This window comes from Flavobacterium sp. LS1P28 (genome assembly GCF_003970335.1).
GTDB lineage: Bacteria > Bacteroidota > Bacteroidia > Flavobacteriales > Flavobacteriaceae > Flavobacterium.
The window spans coordinates 54300-76652 of record NZ_RYDI01000013.1; the positions used below are offsets into that span (position 1 = coordinate 54300).

Consider the following 22353-nt stretch of genomic DNA (forward strand, 5'->3'; position numbering starts at 1 on the left):
TTAGCTTTATCAACTACTTTTTCTACATGTTTTTTGTGGTTAGATAATTTATTTGAGGTCGACTCTATTTTATCTGAAACCTCCTTTAATTCGGCATCAAATTACAAAACAGCAAATTCCTAGATATTGACAGCCCAATTCTAATTTAAAGTGATCATCTGATCCAGTTTTAATTGACTAGAATAAATTATCTATCAAATACTAATTTATTACTGGTAATTAATAATGTTAAAATATTTCGTGTAAATACATCTAATTTTTTCGAACCATAAAAATACCCCCATAATCAAATGACATTGAAAGTTTTGAAAAATTACTAACCCAAAACTTTCTCTGTACCATTTTAATAATTAATTAGAACTAGTGCACCGGACTTTGCGTGCAAGGACAGTTACTAATGCCTGCAAGAAAGTCAAGCCCAATTGTAACGACATGAGTTCCCGTATTAAATACCGCTAATTGATTAAGAGTAACTTGATAAGAATATCCAAAATAAAAATTAGACTTCTTAAAACCCATCATTGGCCCCACATTTAATGGTTTAAAAACTTGATCATTAAGAAAGCGATAGGATATTCCAGCCCAATAATAATCATCATATTTATTAAAATGCCTGTATTTTATATTCACGTCAGTACTGGAACGTTTATCGCTGGCAAATAGTTGATAGTAAACAGAAGGTTCATACTCCACCCTGCTATTGGTAGGGCTTTTAAAAACATATCCGGAATAAACCTGATAATTCAAAAGTAAACTTGGCTCTACATCCCTATACTTATCAATATTCTTGGGTAAAATATTACTGGCATTAAAACTTAAATAAAAGTCTTTGTTTCTATACAATGCGCCGACGTCAAAGTTATTATTTGAATTAAATCTGTTGTCCGTAATGCTTGGATCATAAGAGGGAGGATCCAGTTCATTAATATCAATCTTAAAAGTATTGATGTTGTAGGAAATCCCAAAAGACAAATACTGCTTAGAATAATAGTCTAAAATAAGATGATGGGCAAACGAGACTTTAGCCCCTGTCTGTCTGGTATTCCCGTTTTTATCATTATACAATAAAATTCCAACACCGGAGCGATCCGCAATTCTAAAATCGGCATACACGGATTGATTATCCGGGGCATCCTTTATACCAACCCATTGCGTCAACCCATTGGCTCTAATCTTAAGATTATCTCCAATTCCAGCGAATGTTGGGGATATTACAAAATGATTGTCAGCCAAATATTGCGTATAAACCGGCAAATTTAACTCCTGGCCGTAACCCGAAGTTACAGCCAAAAGAAAAAGAAATACTATTGTTTTTTTCATTTAAAATCTTTTATTGTGAGAGAACATAGTTCACCGCTTTTATAATTATCTGTACAAGGTGAAATGCCCAACAAATTCACGAGCATCTTTACTATTTTGCAGTTTTAAAACATACCAGTAATCTCCTGATGGTAATTCTAAACTGTTGTATTTACCATCCCAATATTGTCCTTCCTTGTACGTGGCGATTTTACGTCCATACCGATCATAAATATCAAAAACCAAATCTGGGTAATTAATTGTTTTACTTGGACCCCACCCGTCATTATTGCCATCTCCATTTGGTGTAAATACATTAGGTATTTCGATGTCAATAAACTCAAAGTAACGGCTTGCAGTTGCGCTACAACCATTGGTGTCAGTAACCTCAACCGTATAATCCCCCGATTTGTAAACTATGAAGTTACTCTTCGTTCCATAGGACTCTCCATTAAGTGTATATTGATTCCCACCGGCACCACCTGTAGTTACCGCAACAATTTCATTTAATCCTCCATCATTTAAAGTTATTGCTAATGGATCAATCTGAGCAATATCGAAATTCATCGTTCTTTGAATGCATCCATTGGTATGTCTCACATCAATAAAATGATTTACGCCTGGAGCCACATTTGTAAATACATTGCTGGGCTGATAAGGTGTGCCATCAAGTGAATAATCCAAATCAGCAGGGTTTCTAATACTTGCATCTACTGTTACTGTAACCGTATTAGTAGCGGAATTGTTCACACAACTGTAATCAACAACTGCCATTGGATTTATTTTTATCGATTCTGGCAATGCTACAGTCCAGTCTATATCACAGCCGTTCGCATCCCGGATATATACCGTATGGGTTCCTCCAGTCAATCCGATGAAGTCGAATTGCGTTTGTGTCGCAGTTCCGGTGGTATATGTTCCGTTAGGATTGTCCAGACTTACGCCATAAGGTAAAACCCCTCCGGTAACATCAATCATAAATGCCCCGTCTTTATCCCCGAAACAAATTTCAGGAAGTATGGTGCCCGGAATGGTAGATGCTACTATTGGTGCCGGCTCTGTAATATCAAAATTGATTTTTACATAACATCCCAAAACATCCTGAATAATAACATCGTAATTACCTGGTGCCAGCCTATCGAATATATTGGTGTCAAAAAACTGGTTCAAATTAGGGGAGATGGCATATTTAATAATACCCGTACCTCCGGAAGCATTTACGGTTAGCATACCGTTATTGGCTCCGTTACAAGTTACCACTTTGGTTGCATAAGGTGCAATCAGTGGAGCAACTGGTTGTGTAATGGTGATTATTGAGGATACTGTTGCACAATCCCCACTATCCACTTTTATCTGATAATTCCCTGCAAACAAACCTGTAAAATTACCGGAAGCGGTTGGCTCCTGCACGATTGCGCCCGATCCATTCAATAAAGTATAACTGTAATTCCCCAGACCTCCCTGGGCTGTTGCAACAATAACCCCTGTATTATCCCCCGCACAATTAATGACCGCATTTGTCTTGTCTAAATTAATGACTAGAAGTGGTAATGGATCAATCGTGATATCATTAGATAAATAGCCCACACAATTATTTGAATCCTTAACATAATAATGATATGTTCCTACTCCCACAGGGAATGTTACTGATGGATCGAATGTTTTCGCACCATATGAGATACCATCGGCACTAAAAGTGTATGGAGGAGTTCCTCCGTTTGCACTCAACGTAAGTCTGGTTTGCGTCAAACAGGTTTGTGTTGCCGCTACCACTAAATTGGTGGTTACTCTCGTTGGCTGGGCAATAACTATTGTATTTGAAAAACCGGAACAGGACCAATCATCAGATACTAAAACTTGATAAGTTCCTGCTCCTAAATTATTAAATACATCCGACATCTGTGGACCATTTTTAGTAACCGTACCATCTGGAGCGGTTCGAACCAGAGTATATAAATAATTCCCCGAACCACCTGTTATTGTATTTACCGTAATGACCGCACTTGTATCTTCATTACAGCTTACCGTAGCAACATTTGGACTTGCTGTTACGGTGATAGGCGTTGGAACAGAAAGCTGAACCAGCTTAGATGATCTTATACAACCTTTTGCATCTTTAACATTTACAGTATAGTTTCCAGCAACCAAATTATTAAACGTAGAACTGGTAGAATATGCAACGTTGATTGTTCCGACCAATTCATATTGAAGTGATCCCCAACCGCCCGTTCCTGTAGCTGTTATCGTTCCCTGATTATTGGCACAAGTTACATTAGCCGTTTCGTTAGCTACCACCGCTAAAGGTAAAGCCGGAGAAGCCACCTTAACCGCATTTGATTTTTTTACACAAAATGGAGTCATTTTTTCGGTTACATTCACTGTAAAATTACCGGCAGAAAGTCCCGGAATTAATTGGGTTGTCGGTGCAATTCCTGAGCCGGTTACTACCGAACTTCCAAGATTATCAAAAACTTCATAATCAAAAGCTCCAGTATAACCAGTTACATTAATACTAATTACCCCATTGGCATCACCAAAACAAATTACCGGTGTTGTTGCCGTGGCAACGACATCAATCGTGTTAAATGGCGCTACGGTATAAGCTGCAGTCGTTATAAAACAACCTGTTTCTGTATCATTCACTTGGAAATAATAAGTTCCAGGAGTTGTTATGTTGAAAATGTTTGATGGTTGAGCTACCCCACCTGGCAACAATTGATAGCTGTAATTACCTGAACCTCCACTTGCCAAAACAGCAATAGAACCCGTGCCATTACAGTCAATTGGAGTGTTCGGATTCACAGTTCCCGTCAATGGAATTAGGGTTGTAATTGGCACCGAACCATTGGCGATACAACCATTGGCGTCTTTTACAAATATATCTAAAGCATCATTACGTCCATTATCAATTACACTAAAAGTATTTGTTAGGGTATAACTGATTCCGTCTATGCTGTACAAATAAGGAGATGTTCCGCTTCCTGCCAATTCCGTAATGGTTACCGTTGATGCCGTTTTGCTATTATCCGGAGCGCAAGCAAATGGAGTAGCCGTTCCAGAAACGGATAAAGCCAGTAATGGCTCTGTAACTACCACATCATCTGTGAAAGAACAACCTCTCCCTGAGTTTACACGTACGGTGTATGTTCCCGCTGTTAACCCTGTGAAAATACTTGAAGTTTGAGGAAAAACACGTGTTGGTCCAGTAATCTCATAGGTATAAACGGGATTGTCATTTATTCCCGGGCCAAGGTTTACCGCTATAACACCGTTGTTTCCACCTTTGCAACTTACATTGGTTACAGAAGTGGTAAATGTAACTGGTGTTGGTGCCGATAAAACAACTGGAACTTTTTGACTACATGTTGTTACTCCATCGGTAACGTGCACTTGGTAACGTCCAGCAGCAAGTCCCGAAAATACTTTGCTCGGTTGTGGACCTGTAATAATTGTGGATGTACCGTCTAATAAAGTATACGTATAATTTGCCGGAACGGATCCTCCTGTCGCATTTACGGTAATTGCACCATCGTTGTTGGCACATGTTGGCAATGCCTTTATCGTTGGCGTTAATCCTAATGGTGCTAAGATTGTTAAGTCTACTTTATTCCCACAACCATTAACATCTTTTATCTCAACACTATGAGGTCCTGATGATAGGTTAGATATTGTAAATGATACCGTTTGCGTTTGGAAGGCTCCTCCATCTATCGCAAAACTATAGGGTGCCGTGCCTGCGGTTGATAATGTTACATCTATCGCAAAATTACCCTCGGCTGGTGTACATTGATTTGCAATAACGGCCGCAACTACTGGTGTTGGGTCTTGTGAAACTATTTGTACAACTGTTGTTTTTATACAGCCGTACGCATCTTTCACATGAGCATAATAGCTACCAGCATTTACATTGAATGTATTAGCGGAAGCCCACAATGGATCTCCTGAAAGAGGAGCAATTGCTGAATTTGTTAATTGGAATAAATATGGTGCTGTTCCATTTTTGGCTACTGCGCTAATTACTCCGGAATTTGGATTACAATTAGCGTTTTTGATTACTGAAGCAGTAACTGATAAATCAATAGCAGATTCTGTTATCGTAAAGTTTGTCGTCACTTGACTACAACCTGCGTTAGTTGCTCCAAGGTCTTCTTTTATTAAAACAAAATAAGTACCGTAAGGCAAAGCCCCTAAATTAGATACTGCTAATGTTCCTTTTGCAGGAATCGTTCCTGAACCTGTAATACCAGTGGGGACTAATGATAATGAATTAAAAATTTCATACGTAATATTGGTAGGTGAATCATACTTGCTCTTAACGCTAAAAGAAACATTTCCATCCTTGTTTCCTTTACAAGTAATGTTGTTTGAAGTTATACCTGTAGCACTTAAAGTTGAATTTGTTGGAATTGGTACTGCAGCTGTTTGATAGTAATAACACTTAGATACATCATCATATACAATAAATGTATAGGTAACTCCAGGCAATAAATTAGTAAACGTTGTTTGTTTACTTCTTACAGGATCTTCAGCTAACCACGTTCCTGATGCTGGGTAAGCTTGTCCTGGACCTGTATAAATACTAAAGTAAAAAGGTCCATTTCCTGTAAATGCAGAATTCACAGCCACTGTAGCTTGCCCACCGGTAGAACAATCAGCTGGTGGTGATGTTACCGTTATCCCTAAACCATTAGGAGGTGAGGCTACTAATATATTTTGAATTAATTTAGAACAACCATTTATATCTACTACATTAATTTGATACAACCCAAAATCAACTACATTAAAAGCTTCTGAAGTAGTATTTCCACTATTTAGTTCCTCAGCATTATAACTATTATTTCCTGTTACGAAATAATTATAGTTTGGTGAACCTCCAGTAACACTATCTATAATAATAGAACCTTTAGAAATTTCACCAGCTACACAAGCAATATGTTCTACGTGATAATTAACTACTATTGGAGCTGGCTGCGCAATTTCAATTGTTTTGGTATCTATACAAAACTTAGCATCGGTTACTGTTATGGTATAATTACCCGCTGGTAAACCAGAGGTTTGTGTACCATAATTTATACCGGTTGTATCATTATTAACATTTATTACAAATGCTGGCGTTCCCTTAGTGTTGTCAATATTTACTTTAATGGCAGCCGTTGAATCGCCGTTACATAATATTTGTTGTGTTTGTACCACAGAAGTTATAACTGGTGAAACCAATGGGTTAATGGTAATAGTTCCAGATGTTGCAGGGCAATTGTTGCTATCCGTCACCTGAAATTGATACGTTCCTGGTGTAGTAGTGTTATACGTAAATATGTTTCCTACTACAGGTACCGAAGTACCATAACCACCATTATTAAAATTAACCTTATAACTAAAGCCTGCATAGCCACCTGATATAGTTCCTGTGATGGTAGCATCTGGTGGTGTGCTACAATCTAAATCTTTGGTTAAAACCGTATTGACTGTAAGTTGCGACGCAATAGCTTGTGCCAATGGTGTCGAAAGACATCCAAAAGCATCTTTTACAATTATGGTATAGTTCCCTGGTGTTAAATTTGAAAAGGTATTACTCGCCTGATAACTAATTCCGTTATCAATACTATAGGTATACGGGGATACGCCGGAACCTGCCGTTACCATTATTGTAGCTTGATTCGTTGTGTCATAACACAAATCTGATCCTGCAATACTGGCTGTTGGAGGTGTTGGCGTGCTTAAAGTAAATGTATTAGTTTGTGTACAATTATTGGAATCCGTAACACTTGCCGTGTAAAGTCCTACTTGAGTTAGGTTTGTAAAAGTATTGCTTGCTTGTGGTCCTAAAACAGTATTGTCTGGTTGTGTCAGGGTATAGGTATTTCCTCCCCATCCGCCTGTGGCATTAACTACTGCACTTCCACTGGCATTACATTTTATAGGGGAAACCGTAGTTGTCATTGATAATGCCTCTGCTGGTTGCGCAATGGTAACCGATGTTGTGGCGGTACAATTCGTAGCTGTATTAGTAAGCACTATAGTGTAAGTCCCTGCAGGTTGATTAATCAAATTAATTGGTGATGCACCAACTCCTTGTGGGGTTCCATTTATTGTGTAAGTGAATCCTGTTGAAGATGAAACCGTAAATCGAACCGAACCTGTATTAGTTCCGAAACACTGTACGTTACTGACTAGTTGGCCAACAACGGCTACTGTCGGTAAAGAAGCAATACTGTAGCTTTCTTGATACGTACAGTCTTTTTCATCTTTTACCTGAAAAGTATACGTTCCTGGTTCTAATTCGGAAAACACATTTGACTCTTGATAAGGTGTTGCTAATCCTGCAGGTGCAGTTATCTTATACATCTGAAGTCCAAAACCTCCAGTTGCCGACAGCGTTACATTTGAGGTGTTCGATGGACATGTCAAATCCGTAGCCGAAAAATCCAAATTTGTAGGTGGAGTTAAGGGTGCAACGGATACCGCATTAGTTACAAAGGTACAGTTGTTCGCGTCTTTTATTGTGATCATGTAAGTACCACCTGTCAATCCTGTAAACACATTACTCGTTTGGAAAGTAGTTCCATTAATACTATACTGATAAACACCTGTTCCTCCAGAAACACTTTGAGCCTCGATAATTGCTGTCTGCAAACAAGTGTAAGGTGCGGTCAATGTACTGCTTCCTTTGATAGCCATAGGTACAGCGATGGTAATGGATTGCGGCGGGGTTGTACAAACTGAAGTTCCTGTTGCGTATGTAATTGTATACTCGACGACCACATTATAATTTCCCGCTGTAAGATCGGTAAAAATGGGAGAATTTAAAAAAGTAACCCCATTGTCAATACTGTATCGAAGGGCATTCCCATTCGGAACAATGTTCGTTAAGGAAATAGTTCCATCACCAGCAACATCTGAGCATGACAGATCTGTTCTTACAACATCAAAAGTTGGACGAGAAATTCCGGCTACCGAAATAGAAACTCTTGCGGTACAACTGTTGGCATCAAAAACGTCTATAGTATAAATGCCTGCGGTAGATACTGCAATTACCGGGGAAGTTTCGTAATTTGTGGAATTATTGACAAAATATGTATAGGGAGGTGTTCCTCCCACTGGATAAACGGTTATTTCCCCATCCGTACAGGTTAAAGGTTTAGTTAGTGTCACAGAGGCCGTCAATGAGGAAGTGTCAGGAACGGTTGCTTGAAAAGCTTGAATACAACCGTCTTCTGTCGAAACCTCAACGTCATAAACTCCTGAATTCAAATTAGCAAATGTATAATCACTCGCAAGTATGGGCCCCACACTGTTGATTAATACTCCCCCTTGGGATATTTTATAAAAATATTGAGGTTCCACATCATTCGCAGCCAATTTTAAACTTCCTTTTCCTCCATTACAAAGTGGCGCTGTAGCAACCACTGAAACAGTAAAATTTCTTTCGCGGATAAAAACATCAGGGACAGTAAACAAGCAAGGATTACTGGTAACTCCCACTTGCCGAATATATACTGTGTATAAATTTTGAGTTGTTATATTAAAAACATTACTTGATTGAAAAGGGCCTTTTGGACTCAAACTGTATTCGTAGTCCGAAGGAACCCCTCCCACCGTAATGCGCCCGGGAGTGCTACACACAATATCCTTCTTTGTGACTGTCGGGGATAATAAATTTTGATAGACATTAAAATAAAACCGATTAAAACACCCTCCGGAATAATTTAATGTCATTCGGTATTGACCTGCAGCAGTAGCTGTATAATCGGGTCCCGTTCCAACTTGTGCCCAAGTACAAGCTGAATTCTCGTTGGCACAATTGGAATCTGAAACCGCAGCGCAACTGGCTTCATTTAATTTTTCCCATACAATAGTAGAACCATCAGATACATTAGATTGTATTGCTCTGGTAGCATTGGCTCCACACAAGTAAATAAGCGGAAGCGATTTTCCATCATTAGAACAGGTCACCACATTATCGGCAAAAGGGATTACTGGATTGGTGACAGTATTCCCAAAAGGTACAACAGTTATTTCTTCGACTATATTTAAGAAACAAGGGGGTGCTGCCGTATTATGCACATAATATTTACCTAATTGCGTGGCCAAATAAGTTTGACCTGTCCCAATTTCCGGAACTCCGGACGGATCCCTCGACCAAGAATAGGAAGCATACCCATCGGATGCGGTCAATAATACATTGTTTCCGCACAATACCTGACTGTCCCCATAAGAACACCCCGAAACCCCTACAAGAAAATTCGTGGCGGTTGGTGCAGTGGTAATATTACAATTGGTATAAGAGGGCAAACTGGGATCATCGGTAACCAACATTGGATTCTCTAGTCCTCTGTAAGTGGCAAAAGCCTGATTCTTTATCTCATTAGAACAGGCACTACTCAATTGGTTACAAGTGGGAACAACCTGTACTTTGAAACGTATTTCGTAGCGAGGGTCACCAATCTCAACTAATGTTTTATCTATTGAAAAAGTGATTGACCTGGTAGCCTTATCATAGGTTGCTGTAACTCCGGGCGGCAGGTAAGTAATATCGGCAGGGTAATTGAATATAATATTATTAGGAAGCACATCCCTTATAGTAAATTGGGTAGCAGGATCATTTCCTGTATTTTGAAAACCAATCACATAAAATAAATTCTGCCCTAAAACCACATTGGCTGCACTGGCGTCATTTCCCTCAGCATCCTGTACCAGTTTGGTTAGTACTATTTCTGGTGCAATGATATCAATGGCAAATACATTAAAATAAGAATAATAAGTTCCTTGTTTACCACGAGCCATTTGCAAACTTATTTCTGCCGATGTAGCATTGTTTTCTACAACTGTCTGCTGCGGATTAGGAACGCTAATAATCCCAGAATCAAATCCTAACGTATTGGATCCATTGGGATTTCTTGCCGTAAAATTACCCGCCAAATTATTAATAGTACTATTGAAAAAATGATTCGATGGCCTTTCTTTCGTAGTTATGGCTTTCCCATTTATTTCTAATTTACTCCCTACCTCATCCTTATCACCCTCTAGACCCGCTATTCCAAAAGCTAAATTAACCGCTCCCGCCGGCCTGGATCGAAATCCAGAAACGTCAAAAACTGTCGTTTGTCCATCACTCACCGCACTAAACCCATCGAAAGTGGTAATCGATTGCGCCGACTTCTCAGGATCTTCATAAATCACAATAAGATTCCAACCCGCGGCAAGACCTGTGGTTCCGTTAAATCCTAAACTTGAAGTAATATTTGCTACCGTATAAGTCCCTATCGGATTGGTCGCGCCTTGCACTAAAGCCGTAATATCGGCATAACACGCATATGGTTTATCTGCATTAGTCCCAATAGGAGCTACATTAGCATCATAGATAATAGCTCCTGTCACATCTTGATACGAACTGCCGGGAATTTTGAGCTTGATTTTATTAATATCTGATCTACTCCCTGTTTGCAATAAGGCTCCCCAATACAAACCTGCATAAACAATTTTAAAACATTGGGGATTCGGCATAATCAAATCGGCGCTGCTAGATGAAAACGTATCGGGATCACCATCAATATCAATGTATTTCATATCAATGTTTTCATTGAATGACAAAACACCTGAATCGACATTATAAGGATTATTATCCTTACCAAGGATATTATTACCCATCATAACCATGCTCCCCCTAACATCAGAATCAAACCTTGGCGAAAACGGTTTGAAATTTTGTCCGTAAGAAAAAGTAATCAAAAACAACATAGAAATAGCAAAGGCTACTTTAGAAAAAACCGTCTTTTTCAAAAATTTTAAAGTATCATCTTGCTTTACATCACAATTTCTACCGATAAACCTGGGTAAAACAGCAAAAATTGGCGTCGAAAAAGCACCTCTATTCTCTAAAAATAACTTAACAATTAATAGGTGATTTTTTAATCTCATTTGAGGAAATTTATAGTTCCAAGAAAATTTTTTATTAATTTTTTATTAATTCCCATTAACCCTCAGGGGCATGAAGGTTAATGAGAAAGTATAGAATTCTGTTTTTTCTATTCTAAAAAATTAATTATTACTGTCGTTTTCTTCATGAATTATTTTTATTAATTATTTTCTACCTTAACTATTGACATCTTACCATTGTATGGCTTATTCCCTCCGGATTTTAATGCATCATTTGCCTGGTCTATCGAATCAAATTTTTCATAATAAATAAAATATTTACTCGTAGTAACATCGTAGAAGAAATCAACATTCGATTGACCTGCAGCTACTGTTTTGGTTAAGAATTGATCTCTTTTAGTACTATTTTGATGTACTGCAAGTATCAGATAATAACCACTTCTCAAATTTTTAATATTCCTAAGAATTTGCAAAAAGGACTGTTCCTCGCCATAATCAAAATCTTCCGATTTTAATGGGACTTCACTATAAGGTGTTTTCTCTTTTATTTGGCTTAATGTAGCTCTGTCTTTCAAATACCTTTCTTGGTCGTTCTCAAATGCAGCACGTTTTATTCTTCTTTTTTTCTTTATTTCTGCCTCTGTGTTGATTTTCTCTAACGAGGAAATTAAAGTTTGGTTTAACTGAATTGTTATCAATTGTTCCGCTTTCAATTGTTCAATTGTTTTTAGATAAAATTGATTGAACTCATCGTTCTTATTAGATACTTTTTTGATTCTTGCGCTGCGTAGACTCTCTAACCGTTTAATCTTTTGCGTCTCACTATTATTTAGCTCAGTTATTTCCGATTTTAATGGTTCTAATGCCTTATTTTCTGCCGTAACGCTTTTGAATGGTTTTGGTGCCCTGAAAATTCCTTTTTCACTCAAATCATTTTTTTCTTTTAAATCTTTATGGTCTTTTCCTTTGTTTGCAACTGTTATATCTAATTTTTTCAATAACTCCTGCTGAGTGTTTTTAACACCTTTTTTCAATTTAGCCAAATTATCCATCAATCTGGCATTTACATCATTGGGCAAGGTAGCTAATCTTGTTTGAGCAAGAGAATCCGCTTTAACTTTGGCAGCGAGTTTGGCTTGAGCAGTAACAGTCGGTTTAGCCTGAAAAGGAACTTCCAATTTGGCCTTGGTTTGGGCAACTGGTTTTGTTTGAACAGGAGTATTCGTTTTAACTTTAGCGTCTGAGGCTAATTTTACCTGAGCAAGCGCTACTGCTCTTGCCTTAACCTGAGCAAGGGAATCTGCTTTAGCTCTAGCCTTAGCCTCGGCAATTTCTTTTAATCTTCGCACTATTTTTTGTTCTTTTTTCGCAATCAAATCCTGTTTTGGCTCTCTCAATCGTTGCACATCGATTGGAGATAAAATAGAAGATTCTTTCGATTTAACAGGAACATATCTTCTTTCAGCAGGCGGAATAAGTGATCCTTCCTCCTCCTCATCATCGCCATAATAATAGGTTTTATTTTTAAACTTGTAAGCCAACACAATTTCATGCGATGAACCAAAATTTGATAAATTTCCTGTCCCCTTTTCAAAATTATATTCGAGGGAAATCTTTGGAGTTATATTCAAACCCATCCCGGCAGAAATTCCATAAACCGAATTATATCCTGCTTGAGCCCAAACTCCACTGGGAATGGCAAACATCATTAACCCAGAAACAACTGTTTTATCCTTTTTAAACTCCGACTTAATTAGGGCAGAAAATTTGCTTTTGTAAAAATGACCATAGGTGTCTAAATAGCCCGTATACATGATATGGGCTTCAACACTATTTCCAGGATCATCTTCAACTATCTTAGAGGTTTTTAGATTGTATAAAACCAGATTATTTACCGATACTCCAAAATCTAAAAAAGCAGTTCCATAGTTTATCCCCGGATTTATGGTAATCAAAGTATTTGACGGTATGCTTTCTAACGACGGATCGGAAACATTGGTAATCACCTTACCTCTATTTAAACCACTTTTATAAAAGCCTACATTCATTCCAAAAGTCAGATTACTATCTTCCTGAAGTCTAATATTTTGAGAAAAATTTGTAATGGCCCCAAAAGTGGTGAGCACCCCATAATTTTGTTGAAACAATCCGACGGCCATACCTCCATTTTCCGCGAATCTACCTGAATATCCGAATAAATATGTCTGTGGTGCATCATCAAATTGAACCCATTGTCTTTTATTGTAAAAACTGAGATAGGTACTTTGTTCCTTGACAAAACTGAAAGTGGGATTGATCAAAAATCTGTTAAACTTCAAAGAATTTCTCACAGGCAGCGAAAACGAACTAACTCCATCCCTTTTATCTTGGGAATGGAGTGCCTGAAATGTACCATAAAAAAAGACTATGGCTAGTAAAGTTTTCCTCATATCATTTAAGCACTGTTATTGAACCTTTTCTCACTTTCCGATCTTGTGTGGTAATTATATAATAATACACTTGATTTACATTTTTAAAAACTGTTATATTTTCAGGCCAATTATTTTGATAATTATTTGTCTTAAGTACCAATTCCCCAGAAGAACTTATCAATAGTATTTCTGCATCCGAACCACTTGCATATTCTTGGGGTATAATCCAGGTATCGTTGATTCCATCTCCATTTGGACTTATTAAATTAGGTATGCTTACAACTTGCGCATCAACATCATTATTGATTTGAAAAGATAATTCCTCTGACATAACACATCCTGAAGTTTGTTTGATAACTACTTTATAACTCCCTTCCATAGTAACCTCATAATCACTTCCTATGGCGTTCGGAATAACAGCATTATTAAAATACCATTGGTACTCCGGATTTGAGGCTGTTGTTTTTACGGATACCGTCAACGATTCATTTGGTGAGATGGTGCTTGTCTTCGGAACATTAATACTGCTATTAAATTGATACTGTTCCAAATCTATCGAAGCATTGGCAATGCATCCGCCAAAATCAACAACTACAGTATACTGACCCGGTTGATTGGTTACATAAGTTTGACTTGTTGCACCTGTTAACACCCCATTATTTTTATACCATTGGTAGCTGGTTCCGGTTACCGTAGTTAATATTGTTGAACTTCCGTTAGAACAAAAAGGATTCCCAAGACTGGACGTTATCGTAGCAACGGCCGTAGAGGAAGATTCACTTACGATTACCCGGTTTGAGTATGAATTTGAGGTACAAGAACCATAATTAGTTTCAACATAATATTTCCCTGGTTGATTAACCGTTAAGCTGGGGGTAGTCGCAACAGGAACTAAACTACCTTCTTTGTACCATCTATAAGTCAATCCAGGATATTTCAACGGAGAGTCATTAGACCCAGTTCCGGGATTATCAATCGTTAAAACACAACTCTCCCCTGAACAATACATCGCTGTAGCATTAAAGTTATTAATAGAAAACGGGGAATCTTGAATTTTATAGTAGGCTGGAAACACAGCAGAATTTGAACTTGTAGCAACAGGTCCTGTGCTTTTGATCCTAAGTTTATATTGCTCTCCCGCTGTTGTTGTTGGCACTGAGAAAGTTAAAGTTGCCGGAGAGATTGTAACCGATCCGGGACTTGAAGTAAAAAGAACGGTAGGATTAGTAAAGTTTCCGTTAGGATCTGACATCTCAACAATAAATTGATTGGTATCACTTAATCCTGTAACTGGTGAGAAAGAAAAGTCTACACTAAAAGAGTTAAAACCTCCATTGGCACAAATTTGGCTAAACTGTAAAGAAGGGTTGCCAATAACTATCTGAGCATAAACAGTTTTAGTTAACGGCAAAAGAAACAACATAAAACAAAAAAAATATTTTTTTACAAAACCGCTCATCACATCTTCTATCTTTATCAATACTACTCACCCATACTTCTAATAAAAGCAAGTATCATTTTTATAGTTAAAATTTATAAAAACGATACTGTCTGTTTAATCATTTGAAGCTGTAATCTTTCCTATCCGCAATCTGAAATCAGGGTTTTTCTCATCTGTAAAATTTATAAATGTCTCATTATTGTCGCTTTGAGAATATACATTTGAAAAAGAACCATTGCCGTACCAATTTTCTAAATCTTCGTTATTAGAATTATATTCTGTAAAAATATTCCCTCTACAGAAATTGAAATACATTTCTTCAAACCTAATTTTTTGAAGATTTTCCTCATTAATTTCAATTTTGTCGCTTAATAATACCGCCGGGTTAAAACCTGAAATAACGCTTCTTTTAAAATCAAAGGAAGCATTCTCAGCTATATATATCGCCTCTTTTACCAAGCCAGATTGAATATCAGCATTTATGTTTTCGCTGTTGTTAACCAATGTTAAATTTGTTGCAATCACCGATGTTTGTTTTTTAGAAAAATCAACTTCTTCTTTTCTATCATATGAACAGACATCTATGCATCGTGACCCCAAACTACTAGTTATATAAGAAGCACGAATTACCAGAGAGTTATTTATTTTACACTGTGTCCCATAATTAAATTTAAAATCATTCCTTCTGGATTTAAAAGAAACCATTTTATTAAGTTTCAAATCCCCTCCAAATATTTCAAATGAATCTCCTGCCGAATAACCAACCATTATATTCTCCAGAATTGTTTTGTTCCCGATGCCTGCTAATAATAATGCGTTAAAATTTTCTTTCCCTTTAACTTTTTTACCAGCAAATTCTATCCTCACAAACCTTAAAATCCCCGAATTACTGTTTGTTTCCTCCCCACCGTAAGACGTTAAAGAAGTGTCCAAACCATAATTCACAGAAGAGGTATTATCCAATTTATTTATTGGTGCATTACCCAAAATAACGATACCTCCCCAATCCCCAGCTCTTTTGACACTCCTGTTTGAGGTAAAAACAATCGGATCTGTTTCTAGTCCATCTGCAATAATTGTTGCTCCTTTAGTTATAATAAGTGCAGCAGTAGATTCGTAATCCCCAATTATAACCGTTCCAGGCTCAATGGTTAAAGTGGCATTATTGACAACATAGACACTGCCTTGCAGTATGTATTTATTTTTTTTATACAATTTTGTGTTTACTGCAATAGTACCGGCCAAAATCTGATTGGGCTCACCATAATCGATTTTATTGGGCTTAAATTCTGTCCAATTATTTAACCAATTATTTGAACCAGTAATTCCTTTTTCTTGTTGTGCGTTTACGCTAAAAACTATAAAAAGGACCATATATGTAATTTGTGATATCGATTTCATTAGGACTATAAGTTAGATGGTAGGAGTTTATCTTTAGTGTATTACTAAAAAACGTCAGTACGATTTTCTGAATGATTTCAAAATGCATCGATAACGAGTATTTATTATATTATAACTCGATTAATGCTACATTACTCTTATAAAAATTTAAAAAGACAACTAAATTAATAAATCTTACATTTCATTGAATTCATGTAATGATTTCATTGTGTTTTCATAAAATAAGATGGCTGCTATTAAATTATTTGTGTCAGAATAGGGAACCATTTTTTTATGAAAATCCAAGGTCACATCAAGGAAATCGTTAGTACTTTCAGCCTGTTGAATCAAAGCCTTTTTATTATCATTAGGAATTCCTAAATCAGCCAAAGTAACACCTGGTTTAGTGACTAAGGCAATATAAGGCAATGTCTTCACAAGTACATTAATACGTTCTATATACAACTCCATCAATTCCGCTTTTTTCATTCCCTGCAGCTCTTTCAATTCGTGATACTTTTTTATCGTTGTCGTCGAGCTGATAATACTAGTAGATACCTTTTTATCTTGTGCAGAAACGGTACCTGTTACAGATAACAAAAAAAACAGACTAAAAAAAATAATTTTCAATTTCATAATTTAGATTAAATTTTAATTTAAACAAAAATATACAATAAAACGCATTCTACAATGTTTATATTGTTTTTATTTGAATGTAAAAGACTACAAAATATGTTAAAAATGTATGATCATCGAACAAACTTGTTTTTTATCGATTATTTTCGATTTTACGACATAGTCAATAATAGAGAATTAACAGGGCTTAATAAAAACATTAATTTATTTTTTGGAATGCTACTTTTTGAACTTCAAAACAGAACCTCATGGAGTAAGAAACCTATCCACTAAAGAAATAAGTCTAAGCTAACTAATGGAGAACTCATTTTGAAATGGAAACATCAAGAAAGGTGTTGACCGATTTGTTTTTTCATTAGAATAACCAAAAACAACTAAGAAATTCAAACAATAGAGATCCAAAAAACTTCCCAAATATTTAAAAGGAATAGATCAAAACAGACAACTAATACACGAATCCGTAAAGCATTTTAAAACTAAAAAAAACCTGCGTGATAAGTCACACAGGTTTTTTACCAACTACGTTTACTAAAATCAACCTATCCAAAATCAACTAAATTCAATTTATTAAAAGATACTAAGCGGTTATTTTATTTAAAATTAATCCTCCGAAACAATCGCTGAGTTTCTATTGGTCGTAACTTCTAATAGCACTGCAACGCCTTTGTCATTCAACATTGTCATATTTAACACATCTAAAACTGCTAAATCTTTAGACACTACTCCATTAAATCTATTGTATGAAATATTCATTTCTTTAAGATTTTCTAATTTTTCTAATTCTATTGGCACTTGACCGTTCATTTTGTTGTCAAATAAACTAAGATTTTCAAGTGCTGTCATGTTTACCACTTCACTACTTAATACTCCCGAAAGTTTATTACTATTTAAGAGCAATATTTTTAACGTTTTTAAATCATATAAAGAATTTGGAATTTCCCCTATAATTTCGTTGTTAAATAATGATAGTATTTCTAACTGTTTCAAGGATCCTATTTGCATGGGCAATTCCCCTGAAAGCGCATTCATATACAACTCTAAGTCTTTCAAATTACTCATTTCACAAATAGAGGAAGGAATTGTTCCTGACAACTTATTAAAAGAAAGGTTCAATACTTTCATTTCTTTTAATTTTCCAATAAAAAAAGGAATCGAACCTGATATTTGGTTCTTGTGTAAATCCAACTCTTGAAGACCTACGAGATTAACAATTTCAGCTGGAATTTCACCCACTAAATTATTATCAGCTAGATGTACTGCAATCACTTTTTCGTCTTGTACTTTTATGCCATACCAAGTGGTAACAGGTGATGATAAATCCCACTTGACATGCCACTGACTTCCACTAGTGGACTGGTACAGTTTTACTAAGGCATCTTTCTCCTGATCAGATACATCGGCCAACATTGAACATGAAAAAAAAATGATTAAAAACAGAGTAGTTACACTTTTCATCCCTTTAAATTTAGTCTTTTACATTCCTAAAATAGATGGTTTCTAGTTAATCAGCAAATAAAACCGATGAAATACATGTTTTATAATTTTAAATAGAGATATCTCTTACAGCAAAATATTTTTTAGAGTGCGTTCTATAACTACTCTGTCAATGATTGAACTTCCTTTTTCTTAGAACAATTCTAATTAAATTTAGCTTCATCAGGACAAAATAAATTACAAAACACCTGACTGGCAGTATATTTTGGATGGATATTTCACAAATATGAGAGTAGTAATTTGCCCCAAAATTCAACAACAACAATAAAACTACATTCCCTAAAGCTCTTCGATGGCTTTTGCCAAATCAAGATCCTTATCCGTTACACCATCTGCATCATGAGTAGTCAGTCGAATGGTTACTTTATTATACACGTTGCATAATTCCGGATGATGATTTTTTTTCTCCGCTTTTATTCCTACTTGAACTATAAAACCTAAGGCTTGAGTAAAATCCAGGAACATATACTTTTTCTCAATTCCATTATTAATATACTGCCAGTCTTTCAATTTTTTCAACTCTGATTGAATGGATTGTTCGGTGTACGTTTTCATACTTTTATTTATTTATGGGTTGATCTGCCTGTAACTTGCTGATGTAAAACAATATCCAGATTAAAACAATTATGAAGATCCAAATTTCAGGAATATAAAGTTAGTAAATTTTGATATATTGAAAAATAATTTAACTTTATTAACTAATTTTGGCGAAAAATATTTCTTTTTAATTTGAATTCAGCATACTCCTTTAAAATTTATACTACTACTGCGCAGCTCCATTCAAACTGGGATGACATGGCGATTTCGACTGTTTTTTTATCCAAAAAATATCTGGATGTTTTAGAAAGATCATCCCCTGAGAACATGATTTGTCATTATATTGGACTCTTTGAAAATGACACTTTAGTAGGGATTGCGCTTTCCCAATTTCTGGATTTAAACAAACTGGAATCTTTTGGAGAACGTGATAAGTGTATCAAGACAGCGGTACGAAATTTTGTTTTCAGGAACTTTGGATCTCATGTACTGGTTATTGGCAACAATATGTTAACCGGACAAAATTCTTTTGCTTTGTTAGACACCATTGATAAAAAGAGAGCTTTACAAGTATTGAATACTGCTGTAACTGAATTAAAACAACGCTTTAAATCCAAAGGCAAAAAAATTCACATTACCACCTACAAAGATTTCAATTGCGAGGAAATCAAAACCTTCCGTATTCCGGAATTCAAAAATGAATATCCGTTTTCGACACAGCCTAATATGGTTTTCACCATTAATGAAGCCTGGAAAACAGAACAAAATTATATTGACTCTCTTTCAAAAAAATACCGGGATCAATATAAAAGAGCAAGAAAGAAGGCAGATCAGATTGAAAAAAGAAAATTACACCTGGAAGACATCATTGCCTTGGAAGAAACGATTTATGATTTGTACCTTCATGTGGCTAAAAATGCTCCCTTTAATACTTTTTTTCTTCCAAAAAATCATTTTAGGATTTTTAAAGAAATTTTCAAAGACAAATTTCTTTTTTATGGTTATTTTTCAAAGGACAGACTAATAGGTTTCAATACTTTGATTAAAAACGGTTCCATAATGGATACCTACTTTCTGGGATATGATGAAAGTGTTCAGCGCGAGAAAATGCTGTACCTGAATATGTTATATGACATGATTGCCTATTCAATTAATAAAGGCTTTCAGGAAATTATCTTTGCAAGAACTGCTTTGGAAATCAAAAGTTCTGTTGGCGCTAAGCCTATAAAAATGTATGGATTAATAGGCCACAGCAATAGGGTTGCCAATCATTTTATGCCAAAGATATTCAAATATTTAGAACCTAAAATCAAATGGCAAGAACGCAATCCGTTCAAATAAATCCATAATCTGGATCAGTATATGGTACGGCAACTTTCATGTGTTTGGGTAAAATTTCGACATTTAGCTTAGTTTCGGATCCACAATATTCACCGTCAACTTGAAAGCTAACCGGCACACTAGTCGTGATTAAAGCATTTTTTACTGATATTATTTCTATATCTTCTGCATCATCTGTTGTTATATTTCCGGTAATAATTTTCCCAAGCACTACTAAATCTAAATTTTTCAAGATCACTAATTCAAATTTCCCATCGTCCATTAGTCCGTTAGGATTAATAGAAACTCCTGTTCCGTATTTTTTTGAATTGGCAATAACAATCATTCTCGCTACACATTCAATAGTGGGAAAATCACCTGTTATTGTGGCAAAAAAAGGCTCATCTAAATCAATCAGAGTAGACACCGCTTGCAAAGCATACCCCAGTTTTCCCCGAATCGTACTTTTTTCATAGTTCTTAATCAATTCTGCATTAAGTCCAATATCACTTAGGTGAACACTTTTTTTTCCATTAATAGAAATCATATCAATCATCATGTACTCATTGTGAAAAGCAATTTCTAAGTTTTCCTCAAGTGTGGCAGGTAAATTCAAGTCTACTGCCAATCCATTAGCTGATCCGGCGGGTAAAATTCCTAAAATTACATCTTGATTTTCCATTGCTTCGGCTACCATTTTTATGGTTCCGTCACCCCCTGTAATAATAATTCGTTGTGGTTTGTAGGTTTGATACAGCACCTTTATTTTATCAATATCATTTACTCCCGAGGTATTATAAATTACTGGATTAAAATTTTCTTTTTCAGCAAAAAGTGCCACAGCATCAATAAATTCAGATTTATCAATGTCACCGGAAATAGGATTAACAACAACAATAATGTTATTTCTCAAACTTTATCTTCTTTTATTAATTAAAATTAATTAAATTCATCTCCAATCAAAAGTACTACAATAAATGAAACCAATTTTAAAATTATATCGTGGCTACGCTAATGAGCAAGAATTAATTGTCATGGGGCATGTGTTCAAACCAACAACAGTTAAAGAATATAATTTTCAAAAAAAGAACTTTAAAAATGCTACTTCAGTAATCAAAATGTTTCAAATAAAGACACAAGCAAATGCTGATGTGTATTTAGAACAAAACAATTCCAAAATCCATACCAGAACACTAAATGATGGTTATTTTAAGTTTTGCGTGCCACTAGATCAGGATTCTAAGTATGGCTGGATTGATTATAAAGTGAGTATTACTCATAATAACGAAACCATTACGGCCAAAGACAGTTATATTCGTCCACACAAAGGAAATCTGGGAATCATCTCTGACATTGATGATACTTTTTTAGTTTCTCACACGCTGAATCCTTTAAAAAAATTATATGTTTTATTGTTTAAAAACATATATAAAAGAAAAACTTTTGATGATGTAGTTACCCATTATCAAGCCTTGAGTTCGGCAGGAAGAACAAACAAACACGAGTTAAATGCGTTCTTTTATGTTTCCAGCAGTGAATGGAATTTGTATCGTTTTGTCATACAATTCACTGAAATTCATAAGCTTCCAAAAGCCGTTTTATTACTGAAAGACATCAAGACGAGCCTGGCTGATTTTTTCATCACCGGAAGTGGGGATCACAACCACAAGTTTGACAAAATAAAACACATTCTAGAGTTTTATCCCAATTTAGAGTATGTACTTCTAGGGGATGATTCACAACATGACCCCTATTTATACGAAGCTATTTGTAAAATTTTCCCAGTTACCGTAAAAGCAGTTTATATCCGACAAACTGGGACTTCTAAAAAAGAAAAAATAATTACAATTATGGAAAATTTAGAAACCTTAAAAGTTTCTATTTGTTATTTCAAAAACAGTAGTGAAGCTATTGCACATTCAAAATCTATTGGGATTATTAAATAAAAAAAGAGCTCCA

11 protein-coding genes are annotated in these 22353 nt (G+C 35.7%); 2 read left to right on the forward strand and 9 right to left on the reverse strand.

All coding sequences use genetic code 11. The features are described from left to right. Positions 1-360: 360 nt before the first annotated feature. From EKL97_RS10925 to EKL97_RS10960, 8 genes are all read right to left on the reverse strand, one after another. Positions 361-1320, reverse strand: a complete 960-nt coding sequence (locus EKL97_RS10925) for a type IX secretion system membrane protein PorP/SprF (protein WP_126568863.1) — start codon at positions 1318-1320, stop codon at positions 361-363. A 45-nt stretch (positions 1321-1365) separates the two neighbouring features. Then, on the reverse strand, positions 1366-11217 hold the full coding sequence (locus EKL97_RS10930; protein WP_126568864.1) for a T9SS type B sorting domain-containing protein: 9852 nt from the start codon (positions 11215-11217) through the stop codon (positions 1366-1368). Positions 11218-11375: 158 nt separating this feature from the next. Then, positions 11376-13604 (reverse strand): PorP/SprF family type IX secretion system membrane protein, encoded by a 2229-nt coding sequence (locus tag EKL97_RS10935; RefSeq protein ID WP_126568865.1) that lies wholly within the window; start codon positions 13602-13604, stop codon positions 11376-11378. A gap of 1 nt (position 13605) precedes the next feature. After that, on the reverse strand, positions 13606-14997 hold the full coding sequence (locus EKL97_RS10940) for a gliding motility-associated C-terminal domain-containing protein (RefSeq protein ID WP_233588577.1): 1392 nt from the start codon (positions 14995-14997) through the stop codon (positions 13606-13608). A 144-nt stretch (positions 14998-15141) separates the two neighbouring features. Further along, entirely contained in the window at positions 15142-16428 is a 1287-nt protein-coding gene (locus EKL97_RS10945) for a hypothetical protein (RefSeq protein WP_126568866.1), read from the reverse strand. 174 nt (positions 16429-16602) lie between these two features. Then, a complete protein-coding gene (locus EKL97_RS10950; RefSeq protein WP_126568867.1) occupies positions 16603-17043 on the reverse strand; it encodes a hypothetical protein in 441 nt (146 codons plus the stop codon). Positions 17044-17643: 600 nt separating this feature from the next. After that, entirely contained in the window at positions 17644-18498 is an 855-nt protein-coding gene (locus EKL97_RS10955) for a leucine-rich repeat domain-containing protein (protein WP_126461956.1), read from the reverse strand. Positions 18499-18816: 318 nt separating this feature from the next. Further along, positions 18817-19092: a 4a-hydroxytetrahydrobiopterin dehydratase gene (locus EKL97_RS10960; protein WP_126562706.1), complete on the reverse strand. Its 276-nt coding sequence runs from the start codon at positions 19090-19092 to the stop codon at positions 18817-18819. Positions 19093-19266: 174 nt separating this feature from the next. Here EKL97_RS10960 and EKL97_RS10965 point away from each other — a divergent pair, with 174 nt between their 5' ends. Continuing rightward, a complete protein-coding gene (locus EKL97_RS10965) occupies positions 19267-20415 on the forward strand; it encodes a GNAT family N-acetyltransferase (protein ID WP_126461947.1) in 1149 nt (382 codons plus the stop codon). On the opposite strand, the gene EKL97_RS10970 is transcribed toward EKL97_RS10965, so the two are convergent. Further along, the gene (locus tag EKL97_RS10970) at positions 20408-21307 is read right to left on the reverse strand and encodes a diacylglycerol/lipid kinase family protein (protein WP_126461945.1); all 900 of its coding nucleotides are present in this window, start codon (positions 21305-21307) and stop codon (positions 20408-20410) included. The two genes, EKL97_RS10965 and EKL97_RS10970, sit on opposite strands and share 8 nt — an antisense overlap. 64 nt (positions 21308-21371) lie before the next feature. Here EKL97_RS10970 and EKL97_RS10975 point away from each other — a divergent pair, with 64 nt between their 5' ends. After that, a complete protein-coding gene (locus tag EKL97_RS10975; protein WP_126461942.1) occupies positions 21372-22340 on the forward strand; it encodes an App1 family protein in 969 nt (322 codons plus the stop codon). The last annotated feature ends 13 nt before the right edge of the window (positions 22341-22353 follow it).

Bases quoted from the DNA above. Each gene is read 5' to 3' on its own strand.
- EKL97_RS10925 (WP_126568863.1), bottom strand. From the start codon at position 1,320: ATGAAAAAAACAATAGTATTTCTTTTTCTTTTGGCTGTAACTTCGGGT.
- EKL97_RS10975 (WP_126461942.1), top strand. From the start codon at position 21,372: ATGAAACCAATTTTAAAATTATATCGTGGCTACGCTAATGAGCAAGAA.
- EKL97_RS10930 (WP_126568864.1), bottom strand. From the start codon at position 11,217: ATGAGATTAAAAAATCACCTATTAATTGTTAAGTTATTTTTAGAGAAT.
- EKL97_RS10960 (WP_126562706.1), bottom strand. From the start codon at position 19,092: ATGAAAACGTACACCGAACAATCCATTCAATCAGAGTTGAAAAAATTG.
- EKL97_RS10950 (WP_126568867.1), bottom strand. From the start codon at position 17,043: ATGAAATTGAAAATTATTTTTTTTAGTCTGTTTTTTTTGTTATCTGTA.
- EKL97_RS10935 (WP_126568865.1), bottom strand. From the start codon at position 13,604: ATGAGGAAAACTTTACTAGCCATAGTCTTTTTTTATGGTACATTTCAG.
- EKL97_RS10955 (WP_126461956.1), bottom strand. From the start codon at position 18,498: ATGAAAAGTGTAACTACTCTGTTTTTAATCATTTTTTTTTCATGTTCA.
- EKL97_RS10945 (WP_126568866.1), bottom strand. From the start codon at position 16,428: ATGAAATCGATATCACAAATTACATATATGGTCCTTTTTATAGTTTTT.